18 protein-coding genes, 1 tRNA gene and 2 other annotated features are annotated in these 16,575 nt (G+C 30.7%); of the genes, 18 read left to right on the forward strand and 1 reads right to left on the reverse strand.

Features of this window, described 5'->3' with window-relative positions; translation table 11 throughout:
• The first annotated feature begins 1 nt into the window (after nucleotide 1).
• The 6 genes from AB4Y15_RS11005 to AB4Y15_RS11030 all read left to right on the forward strand — a co-directional run bounded on the left by AB4Y15_RS11005 (nucleotide 2) and on the right by AB4Y15_RS11030 (nucleotide 6,357).
• Entirely contained in the window at nucleotides 2-1,096 is a 1,095-nt protein-coding gene (locus tag AB4Y15_RS11005) for a PIN/TRAM domain-containing protein (protein WP_427340402.1), read from the forward strand.
• A gap of 126 nt (nucleotides 1,097-1,222) precedes the next feature.
• Nucleotides 1,223-1,921, forward strand: coding sequence for a 2-C-methyl-D-erythritol 4-phosphate cytidylyltransferase (ispD, locus tag AB4Y15_RS11010; RefSeq protein WP_427340403.1), 699 nt, complete (start codon nucleotides 1,223-1,225; stop codon nucleotides 1,919-1,921).
• Nucleotides 1,922-1,936: 15 nt separating this feature from the next.
• Complete coding sequence (gene ispF, locus AB4Y15_RS11015) at nucleotides 1,937-2,410, forward strand: 2-C-methyl-D-erythritol 2,4-cyclodiphosphate synthase (protein ID WP_427340404.1); 474 nt, start codon at nucleotides 1,937-1,939, stop codon at nucleotides 2,408-2,410.
• A gap of 13 nt (nucleotides 2,411-2,423) precedes the next feature.
• Nucleotides 2,424-3,152, forward strand: coding sequence for an ABC transporter ATP-binding protein (locus tag AB4Y15_RS11020; RefSeq protein ID WP_427340405.1), 729 nt, complete (start codon nucleotides 2,424-2,426; stop codon nucleotides 3,150-3,152).
• Nucleotides 3,145-4,317 carry an ABC transporter permease gene (locus AB4Y15_RS11025; RefSeq protein WP_427340406.1) on the forward strand — a complete coding sequence of 391 codons (1,173 nt, stop codon included), beginning with the start codon at nucleotides 3,145-3,147 and terminating at the stop codon, nucleotides 4,315-4,317. Before AB4Y15_RS11020 ends, AB4Y15_RS11025 begins: the two co-directional genes overlap by 8 nt.
• A gap of 46 nt (nucleotides 4,318-4,363) precedes the next feature.
• Nucleotides 4,364-4,573, forward strand: a binding site (T-box leader).
• Between the two features lie 59 nt (nucleotides 4,574-4,632).
• A complete protein-coding gene (locus AB4Y15_RS11030; protein ID WP_427340407.1) occupies nucleotides 4,633-6,357 on the forward strand; it encodes a proline--tRNA ligase in 1,725 nt (574 codons plus the stop codon).
• A 296-nt stretch (nucleotides 6,358-6,653) separates the two neighbouring features.
• Here AB4Y15_RS11030 and AB4Y15_RS11035 read toward each other — a convergent pair whose 3' ends face one another.
• Nucleotides 6,654-7,355, reverse strand: a complete 702-nt coding sequence (locus tag AB4Y15_RS11035; protein ID WP_427340408.1) for a DUF881 domain-containing protein — start codon at nucleotides 7,353-7,355, stop codon at nucleotides 6,654-6,656.
• A 167-nt stretch (nucleotides 7,356-7,522) separates the two neighbouring features.
• Between AB4Y15_RS11035 and AB4Y15_RS11040 the strand changes: the two genes are divergently transcribed.
• From AB4Y15_RS11040 to AB4Y15_RS11095, 12 genes are all read left to right on the forward strand, one after another.
• Nucleotides 7,523-7,648 carry a hypothetical protein gene (locus tag AB4Y15_RS11040; protein WP_427340409.1) on the forward strand — a complete coding sequence of 42 codons (126 nt, stop codon included), beginning with the start codon at nucleotides 7,523-7,525 and terminating at the stop codon, nucleotides 7,646-7,648.
• 27 nt (nucleotides 7,649-7,675) lie between these two features.
• Complete coding sequence (locus AB4Y15_RS11045; RefSeq protein ID WP_427340410.1) at nucleotides 7,676-8,542, forward strand: DUF1002 domain-containing protein; 867 nt, start codon at nucleotides 7,676-7,678, stop codon at nucleotides 8,540-8,542.
• Nucleotides 8,543-8,990: 448 nt separating this feature from the next.
• Complete coding sequence (gene gltX / locus AB4Y15_RS11050) at nucleotides 8,991-10,472, forward strand: glutamate--tRNA ligase (protein ID WP_427340411.1); 1,482 nt, start codon at nucleotides 8,991-8,993, stop codon at nucleotides 10,470-10,472.
• Between the two features lie 109 nt (nucleotides 10,473-10,581).
• Nucleotides 10,582-10,792: a binding site (T-box leader), on the forward strand.
• A gap of 79 nt (nucleotides 10,793-10,871) precedes the next feature.
• Nucleotides 10,872-11,543, forward strand: coding sequence for a serine O-acetyltransferase (gene cysE / locus AB4Y15_RS11055; protein ID WP_427340412.1), 672 nt, complete (start codon nucleotides 10,872-10,874; stop codon nucleotides 11,541-11,543).
• Nucleotides 11,530-12,927, forward strand: a complete 1,398-nt coding sequence (gene cysS / locus AB4Y15_RS11060; RefSeq protein ID WP_427340413.1) for a cysteine--tRNA ligase — start codon at nucleotides 11,530-11,532, stop codon at nucleotides 12,925-12,927. Before cysE ends, cysS begins: the two co-directional genes overlap by 14 nt.
• A gap of 4 nt (nucleotides 12,928-12,931) precedes the next feature.
• Nucleotides 12,932-13,372, forward strand: a complete 441-nt coding sequence (locus AB4Y15_RS11065; protein WP_427340414.1) for a Mini-ribonuclease 3 — start codon at nucleotides 12,932-12,934, stop codon at nucleotides 13,370-13,372.
• 70 nt (nucleotides 13,373-13,442) lie between these two features.
• Entirely contained in the window at nucleotides 13,443-14,213 is a 771-nt protein-coding gene (gene thyX, locus AB4Y15_RS11070; RefSeq protein ID WP_427340418.1) for an FAD-dependent thymidylate synthase, read from the forward strand.
• A 13-nt stretch (nucleotides 14,214-14,226) separates the two neighbouring features.
• Entirely contained in the window at nucleotides 14,227-14,973 is a 747-nt protein-coding gene (gene rlmB, locus AB4Y15_RS11075; RefSeq protein WP_427340415.1) for a 23S rRNA (guanosine(2251)-2'-O)-methyltransferase RlmB, read from the forward strand.
• Between the two features lies 1 nt (nucleotide 14,974).
• Nucleotides 14,975-15,499 (forward strand): NYN domain-containing protein, encoded by a 525-nt coding sequence (locus AB4Y15_RS11080; RefSeq protein ID WP_427340416.1) that lies wholly within the window; start codon nucleotides 14,975-14,977, stop codon nucleotides 15,497-15,499.
• A 77-nt stretch (nucleotides 15,500-15,576) separates the two neighbouring features.
• Nucleotides 15,577-16,230: an RNA polymerase sporulation sigma factor SigH gene (gene sigH / locus AB4Y15_RS11085; RefSeq protein ID WP_427340417.1), complete on the forward strand. Its 654-nt coding sequence runs from the start codon at nucleotides 15,577-15,579 to the stop codon at nucleotides 16,228-16,230.
• 73 nt (nucleotides 16,231-16,303) lie between these two features.
• A tRNA-Thr gene (locus AB4Y15_RS11090) sits at nucleotides 16,304-16,379 on the forward strand.
• A 72-nt stretch (nucleotides 16,380-16,451) separates the two neighbouring features.
• Nucleotides 16,452-16,575 (forward strand): GTP-binding protein (locus AB4Y15_RS11095; RefSeq protein ID WP_427340419.1); only part of this gene is annotated, 124 nt, incomplete at its 3' end.

Raw genomic sequence — 16,575 nt, forward strand, 5'->3', positions numbered from 1 at the left:
TTTGGTTCAGAGAATTATAAGAGCAGCACTAACAGTTTTTGGTATACTTCTAGGTTATGGAATAGTTAGTCTGTTGTACTCTGCTGGAATTCTTAATTTTATAGATGATAATTTGAAATTGTATGTTTATATTTCAACATCATTGATATTTGGAATTATATTTTATATTGCTTTTCCTAAACTTCTCTTTGCAGCAAGAAGCATTGCGAATAGTGTTGAAGGAGAACTTCAACAAGTTCCAGCTACAGATATAGTATTAGGTTCTATTGGACTTATAGTCGGATTGATTATTGCTTACTTAAGTAGTCAACCTTTTTTTAATTTAGGTATTCCTTATTTAGGAGTAGTAATATCTATACTATTATATCTATTGTTTGGGTATCTTGGGATAATAGTTCCAACAAAGAAGAGAGAAGATTTTTTTAACGTTTTAAGTGTTTTCAAAAGAGCAGGTAGTAAAGACAAAGCATTTAAAGGAACTAGAGTTCAGCCTAAAATATTAGATACTAGTGTAATAATTGATGGTAGGATAGCTGATATATGTAAAACTGGTTTTATTGAAGGTCCTTTAGTAATTCCAGAATTCGTTTTAGAAGAATTAAGACATATAGCAGATTCTTCAGATGGGCTTAAAAGAAATAGAGGTAGAAGAGGTCTTGATATTCTAAATAAAATACAAAAAGAAATTGATATAGAAGTTATAATTTATGATAAAGATTTTGAGGATATTAATGAGGTTGACAGTAAATTACTAAAACTGGCTCAAATACTCAAAGGTAAAGTAGTTACTAATGATTTTAACTTAAATAAAGTTGCAGAGTTTCAAGGTGTCGATGTGTTAAACATTAATGAGCTTGCAAATGCAGTAAAACCGGTTGTGCTTCCTGGAGAGGAAATGATAGTTCAAGTAATAAAAGATGGAAAAGAATCAGGACAAGGAGTAGCATATTTGGATGATGGAACTATGATTGTTGTAGATGGTGGTAAAAAGCATATAGGTGAGACTATTGGTGTTATGGTTACAAGTGTTTTACAAACTGCAGCTGGAAGAATGATTTTTGCAAAGCCAAAATCAATGGTAGATAAAGCTGTTTAATGGCCCGACTTCAGTCGGGTTTAATTTTTTTTGGGATATATTTGACAGTTAGTGGAAAATAAATTATAATTCAGAATAACGCTTCTATTTTCTGTATATGATTGAATCTAAAAGCGAGGTGTCATAATGAGTTATTTGGGGAAATATATTTCCGTTATAGTACCAGCGGCAGGTATGGGCAAGAGAATGAACAGTAAAATTAACAAACAGTTTATAAAGATAAAAGATGTTCCTGTATTGGCTCGTACTTTGATAGAGTTTAATAACTGTGATTATATAGATGAAATTATAGTAGTTACTAGGTATGATGAAATTGATTTTTGCAAAAAAGAAATTATTGAAAAATATGAATTATATAAAGTCAAAAATGTAATTCAAGGGGGGAGAGAACGACAGGATTCTGTGTATAATGGTCTTAAGGAAGTAAATAAAAAGAGTGATATTGTTTTAATACATGATGGAGCAAGACCGTTTATTAAAAGAGAGATTATAGAAGAAAATATAAAATCTGCACTTGAATATGGGGCTTGTGTAACAGGAGTTCCTGTAAAGGATACTATCAAGAAAGTTGATTTAAATGGTGAAGTAGTAAATACGCCGAATAGAAAAGAATTATGGGCAATTCAGACTCCCCAAACATTTAGGTATGATTTAATACTAAAAGCATATGAAAAAGCTAAATTAGATAATTTCCTAGGCACAGATGACAGTATGCTGGTAGAGAGAATAGGACACAAAGTTAAAATTGTTATAGGTGATTATAGCAATATTAAAATAACAACTCCTGAAGATTTAATAATTGCAGAAGCTTTAGTTAATAGATAAAGGAGGACGGAGATTATGAGGATTGGAATAGGTTATGATGTACATAAATTAGTAGAAGGAAGGAAGCTAATTTTAGGTGGAGTTCAGATAAAATATGATAAAGGTTTATTGGGTCATTCTGATGCTGATGTACTTGTGCATGCTATTATGGACAGTATGCTTGGAGCTTTGGCACTAGGAGATATAGGCAAGCATTTTCCAGATAATGATATTAAATATAAAGGTATTTCAAGCATGGAATTATTACGTAAAGTTAATGAATTGATATATAGTAGGGGATATAAAGTGAATAATATAGACAGTATTATTGTTGCACAAGAACCTAAAATAGCTCCATATATAGAGGAAATGAGAAATAATATATCAGATATACTTAATATACCAGTAGATGATATTAGTATAAAGGCGACAACTACTGAAAGACTTGGCTTTGAGGGGAGAAAAGAAGGAATTTCAGCACATTCTGTTTGTACTTTGTGTAAAAAGTAATGGGGGGATATAATTGATAGAAGTTCTAAACTTAGGAAAGAAATTTAAAGAGGTTGAAGCTATAAAAGGTATATCTTTTAATGTAAATAAGGGAGAAGTTTTTGGTTTATTAGGTGAAAATGGAGCAGGCAAAACTACTACATTAAGGTTATTAGCGACAATACTTAAACCGACCTCTGGTACAGCTAGATTAAATGGTTATGATATTATTAATGATCCAGAAGGTGCAAGAGGGCAGATAGGAATACTTTTTGGCGGAGAAACAGGGCTTTATGATAGATTGACAGCCAGGGAGAATATAGAATATTTTGGATTGCTTAATGGTATGAACAAAAGAGAAATTGAAAAAAGGATTGAGTTTTTAGCAAAAAAGCTTGGGATGGAAGAATATATTGACAGAAGAGTAGGTAAATTTTCAAAAGGAATGAAGCAAAAAGTAGCAATTGCTAGAAGTATAGTACATGATCCTGATATAATGCTTTTTGATGAACCTACAGCTGGTTTGGATGTAACAGCTGTTAATATGGTACATGAGTTTATACTAGATTTAAAGCAACAAGGGAAAACCATTATTTTTTCAAGTCATTCTATGAAAGAAGTTGAAAAACTCTGTGATACAGTAGGTATAATTCATAAGGGTGAGATGATAGAGATATCGTCATTAGCTTCATTGGCACAAAAATATGACAATATGGATTTAGAGGATATTTTTATTAAGTTAGTGGGGGATAACAATGTTTAAGTATATTTGGATAGTATTTAGAAAGGAAATGAAGGATACATTTAGAGATAGAAAGACCATATTTACTAGTATTATAATACCAATACTGATATTTCCTATTTTAAGTTTGGCATTAGGTAGTGGAGCTTCTGAAATTATAGAAGAGGGGACAAGGCCTATTGAGATAGCTGTTATTTCAGAAAATGATAATGGACTTTTAAAATATTTAAATACACATGAAGGGATAAATATTGTAAATACAGATGCGCCTGAAAAATCTTTGGAAAAACTTGAGGTTAAGGCTATAGTAAAAATCGATAAATATTTTGATGAAAAAGTAAATAAAGGTGAATTTGGTACAGTTGAAATAATATATGATGAATCTAGTCAAAAATCTTCAATGGCGTATCCTAGATTGAAATCAATAATTAATGATTATTCTCAAATTATTGTATCTAAAAGATTAAAAGAGTTAGGAACAGATAATAATATACTTAAGGTTGTTGATATTAAAGCTATATCAGTGGCTAAAGAAGATGGATTTGGTATTATTATGTTTTCTATGATGCTTCCGATGTTCCTTACTATATGGTCAGCAGTCGGTGGTATACCTGCAGCCACTGATTTAGGTGCAGGAGAAAAGGAAAGACAGACACTAGAGCCTCTTTTAACAACTAGAATAAACAGACTTTCATTATTGATAGGCAAATATTTTACAGTTGTTGTTGCTGGAATTATAGCTACTTTAGCATCTTTGACAGGTTTTATTATAGCGACGAAATTGAATTTAAATTTATTTGGAACTATAAGCAATCTTCCTATAAATACAATTTTAATTATAGGGTTATTTTGTATAGGGTTAACTTTAACTTTTAGCAGTCTAGAATTGGCAGTTAGTTTTTATGCAAGAAACTTTAAAGAGGCTCAGACATATTTGACGCCAGTAACGATTATAATGCTTATACCGGCTTATTTGACCATGTATTTAGATGGAAGAGCAATACCAAAAGTTTATTTCCATATTCCAATAATTAATATAATTTCGATTATTAAAGAGGCGTTAGTTTCTATCTATAATCCAGTGCATATAGGTATAGTTTTAATTTGGACGCTAATCTATATAGCTGTAGCGTTAACAGTAACGGTAAAACTGTTTAATAAAGAAACGGTAATTTTCAGAAACTAATTGACAAACATTAAGATTTTTAGTATTATAAATTTCAAAATTAATAGTATTAGCGAAGAGGGGAAATAGTAGATAATCAAGGTCTACAGAGAGGAAATCCTTGGCTGAGAGATTTCTGACCCGCTGTTTATCGAACCCGTCCCTGAGCTTCTAGACTGAAATTAGTAGGTCTAGACGGTTAATACCGTTAGCTATTAAGAGAGGGCTATATTTTTAGCCAATTAGGGTGGTAACGCGGATAACCTTCGTCCCTAGAATTATAGGGGTGAGGGTTTTTTGATTTTAGAAAAGAATAACAAGAAAGGGGTATAGTTTATGAGAATGTCAAGAATGTATATGCCAACACTTAGAGAAGTACCTTCAGAAGCAGAAATTCCAAGTCATCAGCTTTTGTTAAGAGCAGGCATGATAAGAAAGTTAGTTTCAGGGGTTTATTCTTTCTTGCCTCTTGGATACAGAGTAATGAGGAAAATAGAGCAAATAGTAAGAGAAGAGATGGATGCGGCAGGGGCACAAGAAGTGCTTATGTCAGCTATACAGCCAGCTGAAATATGGAAGGAAAGTGGACGTTGGTATGAATTTGGTCCAGAAATGTTTAGACTTAAAGATAGACATGAAAGAGAATTCTGTTTAGGACCTACACATGAAGAATATTTTACAGATCTTATAAGAAATGAGGTAAAGTCATATAAACAATTGCCTTTAAACATTTATCAGATACAAACTAAGTACAGAGATGAAAAAAGACCTAGATTTGGTCTTATGAGAAGTAGAGAGTTTTTAATGAAAGATGCTTATAGTTTTGATAAAGACGAAGAAGGTATGAAAAAATCTTATGAAATAATGTGGAAAGCTTATGAAAAGATATTTACTAGATGTGGACTAAAGTTTAAAGTAGTTGAAGGCGATTCAGGTGCAATGGGAGGAAGTGATTCCCATGAATTTATGGCTATGTCTGATGTTGGAGAAAGTCAAATAGCTTATTGTGAAAAATGTGATTATGCTGCTACAGATGAGAAAGCTAAGTGCATATACAATTTAAATGCAGATGAAAGTGTTGAATTAGAAACTGAAAAAGTTCATACTCCAGATGTTAAAACTATTGAACAATTAGTAGAGTTCTTAAATGTTCCAGCAGATAAATTTGTAAAAACGTTAATCTATAAAATAAAAGATGAGATAGTAGCAGTATTAGTACCAGGAAACAGAGAGGTTAATGAAGTTAAATTATGTAATTTATTTGGTGTAAGAGAACATGAATTAGAGATGGCAAATGAAGATATAGTTAAAGAAGTTACAGGAGCTGAGGTAGGCTTTGCAGGCCCTATTGGAATAAGTGATAAAGTCAAGCTAATAGTAGATTCTAGAGTAGCTCAAATGAAAAACTTTATAGTAGGAGCTAATGAAACAGATTATCATATTAAGAATGTAAACTACGGTAGGGATTTTGAAGGTCAAATAGTTGAAGACTTATTATTAGTAGAAGAAGGAGATTCATGTCCAAAGTGTGGAGAACCATTGAAGATAGCTAGAGGTATAGAAGTAGGTAATATATTCCAATTAGGGACTAAGTATAGTAAAAGTTTAAATGCTACATTCCTAGATGAAAACGGCAAAGAGAGATATTTTGTTATGGGTTCATATGGTGTTGGTATTTCAAGAACGATGGCTGCGATAATAGAGCAAAATCATGATGAAAGAGGTATAATATGGCCTCTATCAGTAGCACCATATCATGTAATAATAACTATAGTTAGCACTAAGAAAGAAGAACAAGTAAATCTAGGAGAAAAGTTATATAAGGAATTAATGGATAAAGGAATTGAAGTATTATTAGATGATAGAAATGAAAGACCAGGAGTTAAGTTCAATGATGCTGATTTAATTGGTATACCTATAAGAATAACAGTAGGAAGAAAGGCAAATGAAAACATAGTAGAATTTGTACTAAGAGCTACAGGTGAAAAAATAGAAATTTCATCAGATGAAGTTTATGAAAGAATAAAGGCTGAATTTGAAAGACAAGGATTAAAATTATAGATAAAACAATTTTAAGGCGGTCAACGACCGCCTTAAAATTATCGATAAACAATAGATCTTATTTTATCCCTTTCAATTTCAATTATTTGATACATATTAAGTTTTAAGTCTTTTTTTAATTTAGTATTGTTGAATAAATTTTTAAGAAATGAAAACATCGCAATCACCTTCCCTCTTAATTTATAGCCTCAATATATCTATGCATAAATTTTTATACAGTTGAATTTTGTTAAGAAAATTTAAACAAATTAAGGGACAGCAAATTTTTAGCTGTCCCTTATCATGTAATAAACTTATTATTCAATTGGCTTTGCATACCTAAAATCTAAAACTTTTTTATATCTAGGAATGAAAATGTCTTGTTGTTTTTTTAACTGTATATCAAATTCCGAGGTGTAAATTGTAAAATTAATAACCTCTTTAAGTAAATCGGGGTTTCCAATAGCTTTTATAGTTAATGGAGTATTAACAGAAACTCCATTTATTTCAATGTGTAATCCTGCTAGTACAATCTCTGTACGATTTGTATACCTTAATTCATTTATAGAAATAGCTTCTGCATTTAAAGATTTAAGGTTATTGATTAAATTTAATAATAATTTCAATTTTTTTGTATACAATTCGTTAGTATCGAAATAGTTAGAGTCATCATGTGAATCATCAATTTCTATTATAATTCCAGGCCCATGTACATCTTTACAACCACTTAACATTTTATATGTTTCTACTTCGTTAAGTAGTTTATTTATATCTTTATTTTCTGATGCTTTTTGTTTTTCATATTGATTAGCGATATCGTTTAATTCATTCAATTTTTTTTCTAGTATTGCTTTTTCTTTTTGAATTTTTTTTATGTCTATAGTTAATTGCTGATTTTTTTTATCGTAAGGAATGTTTGTTATGAAAATTTTATCAGTAACTTTGAGTTGAACAGCAAGTAAAATTCCTAATATAACACTTGCTAATATTATGTATATATTAGCTTTAAAAATTTTCATGCAAATCACCCATTTTAATACAGATAATAGTAATCAAAACCATTATATCACAAAAATACCATTATGTTTATGTACAAAAATGCGACTTTGTCGCATTTTTTGTATATGAGAATCTTTTTTGCAAAGAATAATCTTAAAGTTTAATTTAAATAAATCAGGAGGATTTTATGGACAAAAAAGATAATCGAAATAAATTTGATGTTGGTAGATTCAGCTTTTTATCAGTTGGTTGGTGGGTAGTACATATACTATTATTGATCTTTGTATTTTTTCTTTTAACGAGAATACTTTAGAAAATCCTGTACTGGAGGGGATTATTTATGATTATAAAAAGGTTTATTGCAATGGTTCTGTTTTTTATGCTTATTACCTCTACTGCACATACTCAAAATTTTGATGTTGTTGTCAGTATAGGTGAAGATTTGACAGAGAAGCAAAAAAATGAGATTTTAGAGTTATTTAATGTTAAAAATAATATTAAGATAATTAAAGTTACAAATAGTGAAGAAAGAAAATATTTGGGTAAATATATAGATAAAAAACTAATTGGGACTAAAGCTATTTCATCTGCTTATGTTAAGAAACTGAGTAATAATGAGGGTATTAGCGTTGAAACGTACAATATAACTTGGGTTTCTAAGGAAATGTATATGAATGCATTAGTTACAGCTGGTATCAAAGATGCAAAAGTTAAAGTAGCAGCACCTTATGAAGTATCTGGTACAGCAGCATTAACTGGTATTATCAAGGCTTTTGAAAGTGCAACAGGTAATAAGATAGGTGAAAGAGAAAAAGAAATAGCTAATGAGGAAATAGCTAAAACAGGAGAACTTGGACAGAAAATAGGAAAGAAACAAGCTAGTCAGCTCATTAAAGAGATTAAAGAAGAAGTTGTTGCTAAAGATTTGAAAGAAGAAGATAAAATAAGGGAAATAGTTATAAAAATTTCAAATGAGCTAAACATAAAACTCGAAAAAGAAGAAATTGATGAAATAGTTAAACTTATGAGGAATATATCAGAATTAAACCTTAACTTAAAAGAAATAAAAAAGCAGCTTAAAGGTATATCTGATAAACTTAATGAAATTTCTGAGGAAAATAAGGAAATAAAATCCCTTTTAAGGAGGATATTAGAATTTTTGAGGAAGATTTTTAGTGATATTTTAACAAAATTAAATATTATATGAACTTGTTGACAAAGTTATATTTCATAATGAATTGAAAAATAACGCTTATAAATAAATCTTTAGAGAAAACTAAGATTCATAATTTCGAAAAATCCTAACGCACCTAATCAAGACGTCCTGTCTTGTAGGATGCTGGCTTAGCGTCCATGCTAAGCCTACGGATTTTCTTTGCTAAAGCTTTGTAATTATTCGCTTTTATTTTTCAATTATTATAGTTTTATTTTGTATATAGTTTGATAATATACTTAACATTACATTAATAATAGAATAATCTTGATAGGGTAGAAGATGTAGTATATAATATACAGATAGAACAAAATCTTCGATTTTTGAATAAATTAAGGTAGATTTTATTAAAATCTATTACGGAAATTATATTTAAAATTATTGGCAATTTAATAAGGATATAATTTCCTATGGATTATAAAAGATATTAGGAGGTAGTCGGATGACGGAAGTAAGGGTTAGATTTGCACCGAGTCCTACAGGCTATTTGCATATTGGTAATTTTAGAACTGCACTTTATAATTACCTTTTTGCTAAGAATCAAGGTGGAAAGTATATATTGAGGATAGAAGATACAGATAGGACTAGATATGTTGAAGGTGCGATTGAAAATTTAATTGAATCTTTATTATGGGCTGGAGTCGTACATGATGAAGGTGTTTTTATAGAAAACGGAAAAATTGTACAAAAAGGTGAATATGGTCCTTATATACAATCTGAAAGGTTAGATATTTACAAAAAATATGTAGAAGAGCTTATTGAAAAAGGACATGCATATTATTGTTTCTGTTCTAAAGAAAGACTTGATAAGATTAGAGAAGAACAAAAATCTAAAGGGCTTACTCCGAGGTATGATGGTCATTGTAGAGATATAACTATTGAAGAGGCTAAAAAGAGAATAGAAGCTGGTGAAGAATACACAGTAAGATTAAAATTACCACCAAATAAGGATATTAAGTTTAAAGATTTGATTAGAGGGGAAATAACTATAAATACTAATGATTTAGATGATCAGGTATTACTTAAATCAGATGGATTCCCAACTTATCATTTAGCTGTTGTAGTAGATGACCATCTTATGAAAATTACTCATATAGTAAGAGGAGAAGAATGGCTTTCTTCAACTCCAAAACACGTTTATTTGTATGAAGTTTTTGGTTGGGAGCAGCCTGTTTACGTACACCTTCCAACAGTATTAAATAAGAATAAGAAGAAGTTGAGTAAAAGACATGGCGATGTAGCAGTGAGAGATTTTAGAAAAAAAGGATATCTACCTGAAGCTTTAGTAAATTATTTAGCATTAGTTGGTTGGAGTCCAGAAGACAATAGAGAAATTTTAAATATGGAAGAGCTTATTAACGAATTTTCTTTTGATAGAGTATCAAAAACTGGAGGAGTTTTTGATACTGATAAACTAAATTGGGTAAATGGTCAATATATAAGGAAAAGTGATGTAGATAGAATAACAAAACTTGCAATACCTTACCTTGTTGAAGCAGGATTTATAAATGAAGATGATATAAAAAATAGATATGAATGGATTAAAATGATAGTATCAGCTCTGCAGGAAAAAATATCTTATATAAGTGAAATTGTTGATAAAGCCTATGTATTTTTTAAAGATAAAGTAGAGCCTGAAAATGAAGAAGTTGTAGAAGTACTTAAAGGAGAACATGTTCCAGGTTTAATAGAGGCTTTTGAAGAAGAACTTAATAGTATTGATGAAATAGATGAAGAATTTGCTTTAAACTTATTTAAGAAACTTCAAAAGAAAACAGGAGCAAAGGGTAAAAATTTATATATGCCTATTAGAGCAATACTTACAGGACAGCTTCATGGACCAGATTTAGTTAAAACAATCTTGATTTTAGGTAAACAAAATATATTAAAGAGAATAGAATATGTAAAAGGGGAAATTATGTAATTTAGATAATAGAGTACGGATAACACGGGATAAGACTTTTATCTAATTGACAAAAAGGTTGAAGTTATTTATGATTATTTTAATAAGTGGATTATAAAATTAAATATTTTAATAGGTGATGATGAGGAGAGTAGATTTACTAAACCTACAGAGAGAAATCCTTATAAGCTGAGAGGGATTTCAGGTCAATGGTAAATCGAAGTGCACCTCTGAACTATTACCCGAACGTTAAGTAGGGTAAATCGGTTGCTCCGTTATAGCTTAATGAGTTGGGGCTTAAGCCCAAACAGAGTGGAACCGCGGGATAAACCGTCTCTGTATTTAAGAGGCGGTTTTTTATATTCTTCTGTTAAATAGTCGATTATCTGGACTAATAACTAAAGCGGGGGTTGATTGATTATGTTTAGAACTCTTAGAGAAGACATTAAAGCCATCTTTGAAAGAGACCCAGCAGTTAAAAGTTTATTAGAAGTAATTTTATGTTATCCTGGTCTACATGCAATAATTATATACAGAATAGCACATTGGTTCTATAAAAGAAAATTGTTCTTAATTGCGAGACTATTATCTCATATTGGTAGATTTCTAACGGGTATAGAAATACATCCAGGTGCGAAGATAGGAAAAGGGATTTTTATTGATCACGGTATGGGTGTAGTTATTGGAGAGACTGCAGAGATAGGCGATAATGTAACAATATACCAAGGAGCAACATTAGGAGGTACAGGAAAAGAAAAAGGGAAAAGACATCCAACTATAGGAAATAATGTAGTAATAAGTAGTGGAGCTAAGGTGTTAGGACCATTTAAAGTAGGAGATAATTCAAAAATTGGAGCAGGAGCTGTTGTATTAAAAGAAGTACCTCCAAATTGTACAGTTGTAGGAATACCTGGTAGAATTGTAGTTAAAGACAACAAAAAAGTTTCAGATATAAAAAAAGAAATTGATTTGGATCAAGTTAGGTTACCTGACCCAATAGCACAAGAGTTGGAGTGCTTGAGAAAGAGAGTTACAGAATTAGAAAACATTATTTACAATTTGAAAGGAGGAAAAAATAATGAAACTTTATAATACTTTGACAAGGACTAAAGAGGAATTTAAGCCAATAAATTCTGATAAAGTTACAATGTATGTATGTGGGCCGACAGTTTATAATTATATTCATGTAGGAAATGCAAGACCGTTAGTAGTATTTGATGTATTGAGAAGATATTTTGAGTATAAAGGATACAATGTTGATTATATCGTGAATTTTACAGATATTGATGACAAGATGATAAAAAAGGCTAATGAAGAAGGTACGACTGTTAAAGAAATAGCCGATAGGTTTATAAAAGAATATTTTATAGATGCCAAAGGACTTTTATTGAAAGAGGAAACAACAAGCCATCCTAGAGCAACTGAACACATTTCTGACATTATTGAGTTTATTAAAGGTTTAGAAGAAAAAGGATATGCTTATAATGTAAATGGTAATGTATACTTTGATACAACTAAAATGAAGGATTATGGTAAACTTTCGAAGAAAAATATAGAAGAACTTATTGCGGGAGCTAGAATAGAAGTAAATCAAGAAAAGAGAAATCCTACTGATTTTGCACTTTGGAAAAAAGAAAAGCCAGGTGAGCCTTCATGGGATAGTCCATGGGGTAAAGGAAGACCAGGATGGCATATTGAATGTTCTGTTATGGCAAAGAAATTATTAGGTGATACAATAGATATTCATGCAGGTGGCGAAGATTTGCAATTTCCACACCATGAGAATGAAATAGCTCAGAGTGAGAGTTTGAATGGAAAGCCATTTGCTAACTATTGGCTTCATAATGCAATGGTAAATGTAGATGATCAAAAAATGTCTAAATCAAAGATGAATTTCTTTACAGTTAGAGAAATTAGCAAAGAATTTGATTTGGAAGTATTAAGGTTTTTCATATTATCAGCTCATTACAGAAGTCCAATAAATTTCAGCAAAGAACTTGTAAAACAGGCTAAAAATGGATTGGATAGATTGTATAACGGAAAGAGGAATTTAGAACATTTGATGGAAATGAGTAAAGATAAAGAATTATTAGATAGTGATAAAAAGATAATTGAAGATATTGATAGATTTAAAGAAAAGTTCATATCAAGCATGGAAGATGATTTAAATACTGCGGATGCAATTTCTGCACTTTTTGAATTAGTGAGATATGCAAATACTAATATTAATGCAGAAAGTCCTAAAGAAGTTGTGAAAAAAGTTTATGACACATTAATGGAGTTAAGTGGTATTTTAGGAATACTTTCAAAGAAAGAAGAAATAGTTGATGAAGAGATTATAAAACTTATTGAGGAGAGAAACAAAGCAAGAAAAGAAAAAAATTATCAACTAGCAGATAAGATAAGAGACGAATTGAAACAAAAAGGGATACTACTTGAAGATACTAAAGAAGGTACAAAATGGAGGAGAATATAGTCATATGGCAGATGATTACTTTAATGCAATAATATTTAGAGAAAATGGATGGGATAGAAGTAAGGTTAAGATGTTATCTCCTTTACAATTAGCTTATATTGGAGATGCTATTTACGAGTTATTAATAAGGACATATTTATTAAGTAAAAAAAATATTTCTGTAAATGAATTGCATAAAGAAGCAATTAGATATGTTAAAGCTAAGGCTCAAGCTGATATTGTTCATAATTTGCAAGATAAATTTACTGAAGAAGAGTGGTCTATAATTAAAAGAGGACGAAATGCTAAATCTAGTTCTACTCCTAAAAATGCTGATTTGATTGATTATAAGTATGCGACAGGATTTGAGGCATTAATGGGTTTTTTATACCTTATAGGAAATAATGAGAGGATACATGAGATATTTGATATGATTATTAATATGTATGCTGAAAATGAAGGATAAGGTTAAACTAAAACCTTATCCTTAACTTTAAAACTAAAAATATGAAAGGAGTATTAAATTGGCAACTGAATTGAAGGTTAAATTGTTAAGATATACCCCTGAACCAGAAAAGTTGGTGGCATCTGCTGCTAAATTATGTTATTCACCTGTTGGAATTGAAAAGATAGAAGAAAGTTTAGATGATGATAAAGTAGTAAATTTTCTTGATATGCTTATGAATTTAGGACATGAATCTCCTGTAGAACATGCAACATTCACTTTTGCAGTAGAGGGTGTAAGTAGAGTACTTACACATCAATTAGTTCGACATAGGATAGCTTCGTATTCTCAGCAATCGCAAAGGTATGTTAAACTTCAGCAGTTTGAATATATTATACCTCCTTCTATAAAAGATAATGAAACTGCTAGAAAAATGTTTATTAAAGCTATGGAAGATGATCAGAAATACTATAATCAATTAACAAAAGTTTTATATGAAGATATTTTGGATAAATTAATAAAGGAAGGATATCCTGAAGCTAAAGCTAAGAAAATTGCTGAAAAAAAAGCTATTGAAGATGCACGCTACATATTTCCTAATGCTTGTGAAACTAAGATTGTTTTTACAATGAATGCAAGGTCGCTTTTTAACTTTTTCAGACATAGATGTTGTAACAGAGCTCAATGGGAGATTAGGAACTTGGCAATAGAAATGCTAAAATTAGTTAAAGGTGTTGCTCCTACGCTTTTTAAGTATTCAGGACCTGCTTGTCTATATGGCGATTGCCCGGAAGGTAGTATGTCGTGTGGGAAAATGAAAGAAGTAAGGGAAAAATTTAAAAATCTTATACCAAAGGTTTAAGGAGTGGATAACATTGCAAAATCAAGGTTTAATAGAAGGAAGAAATCCTGTATTAGAAGCATTAAAGTCAGATCGGAATATTGAAAAGATAATGATTGCAAAAGGTGCTGAAAAGGGTTCTGTAAAGAAGATAAAAGCAATAGCTAAGGAAAGAGGAATTGTAATCCAATATGTAGATAGAAACAAGCTAGATTCTATTTCTGTTACAAATTCACATCAAGGTGTTATAGCTATAGCTTCAGATTATGAATATAAAACAGTTGAAGATATATTAAAGTATGCTGAAAGTCGGAATGAAGACCCGTTTATAATAATATTAGATGGAATTAAAGATCCTCATAATTTAGGAGCTATTATGAGGACTGCTGAATGTGCTGGGGTTCATGGAATTATCATACCTAAAAGAAGATCGGTTGGATTAACTCCAGTAGTTGCTAAGAGTTCTGCTGGTGCTATAGAATATCTGCCAGTAGCGAAAGTTTCTAATATTGTTTATACAATGGAAAAATTAAAGGAAAAAGGCGTTTGGATATGTGCAGCAGATATGGATGGAGAATCTAATTATTATGAAAAAGATTTAAAAGGGCCTTTAGCGATTGTAATAGGTAGCGAAGGAGAGGGTATAAGTCGTTTAGTTAAAGAAAGATGCGATTTTCTAGTGAAAATACCTATGAAAGGGAATGTTACTTCTCTAAATGCATCTGTTGCCGCTTCTATCTTGATTTATGAAGTATTAAGACAGAGGAGTTTGGGGCGCTGATATGAAGAAAAAGTATGATGAGTATTTATTTATAGATGGATACAATATTATTAATGCATGGTCTGACTTGAAAGAACTTAAAAAAATAAGTTTAGAGGCAGCAAGAGATAAACTTATTGAAATTATGGGAGAATATCAAGAATACGCTGGAGTGAAAGTTATAATAGTTTTTGATGCACATTTAGTTAAAGGAAGTATAAATAAAAAAGAAATAATAAATGGAATAGAGGTTGTTTTTACTAAGGAGATGGAAACAGCAGACCATTATATAGAGAAGGTATTAGATTCTATAGGAAGAATGAAAAGGGTTAAGGTAGCTACATCTGATTGGACCGAACAACAAATAGTTTTAGGTAGAGGCGGTATGAGAATATCTGCAAGAGAACTTAAAGAAGAAGTAAATAAGATGAAGAGAAAAATCCAAAAGGATACAGAACAAAATAAGAAGCGAGTTGATGATTTAATATTTTCTAGACTTGATAGTGAAACGCTCAAAAAGCTTGAAAAATGGAGAAAAAACATATAATCTGGCTTGACTTTAATGTTAAGGTTAATATATAATAAACTTTAGAGTTTTAAGTTTTTTAGCAATTTCTGGAGGCGATGCTGGTGGGTCTTAGCGTACATAAGGAATACGATTGTGGCGATTACAATGATATGGAAGATGAGGAAATAGTTGAAAGTGCAAGAAAAGGCGATACAGAAGCCCTAGAGTTTTTGATTAAGAAATACAAAAATTTTGTTAGGGCTAAGGCTAGGTCATATTTTTTAATTGGCGCAGATAAGGAAGACATAATTCAAGAGGGAATGATTGGACTTTATAAGGCTATTCGTGACTATAAACAGGACAAGCTCACTTCTTTTAAGGCTTTTGCAGAACTGTGTATAACTAGACAGATTATTACAGCAATCAAAACTGCTACTAGACAGAAACATATCCCTTTAAATTCTTATATTTCACTAAATAAACCCATATATGATGAAGAATCAGATAGAACTCTTTTAGATATATTATCAGGTGTAAAAATAATGGATCCAGAAGAACTGATTATTAGTAGAGAAGAATTAAAAAACATTGAAAGTAAAATAGGAGAAATTTTAAGCGATTTAGAATGGGAAGTACTTATATATTATCTTCAGGGCAAGTCTTATCAAGAAATAGCTGTTGAATTAAACAGACATGTCAAGTCAATTGATAATGCTTTGCAAAGAGTAAAAAGAAAATTAGAAAGATACCTTGAAACAAAAGACTTATAGGTTTTATGTAACGATGGGCTTTTAGTATTGACAATGAAAAATTGTAGTAGTAAAATTATTTAAGTAGTAAAATGCCCATGTAGCTCAGTAGGCAGAGCACTTGCATGGTAAGCAAGAGGTCACCGGTTCGAGCCCGGTCATGGGCTCCACTTAAGTGTTTCAACATACAAGAAACACCCGGTATAGTTTTCTTAAGAAAAGAAAATAAAGGAGGAAGAGGAATGGCAAAGGCAAAATTTGAGAGAACAAAACCACACGTAAACATAGGAACAATAGGACACGTAGACCATGGTAAAACAACATTAACAGCAGCAATAACAGCAGTATTAGCTAGGAGATATGGAA

The organism is Caloranaerobacter longqiensis (assembly GCF_050286925.1).
Classification (GTDB): Bacteria; Bacillota; Clostridia; order Tissierellales; family Thermohalobacteraceae; genus Caloranaerobacter.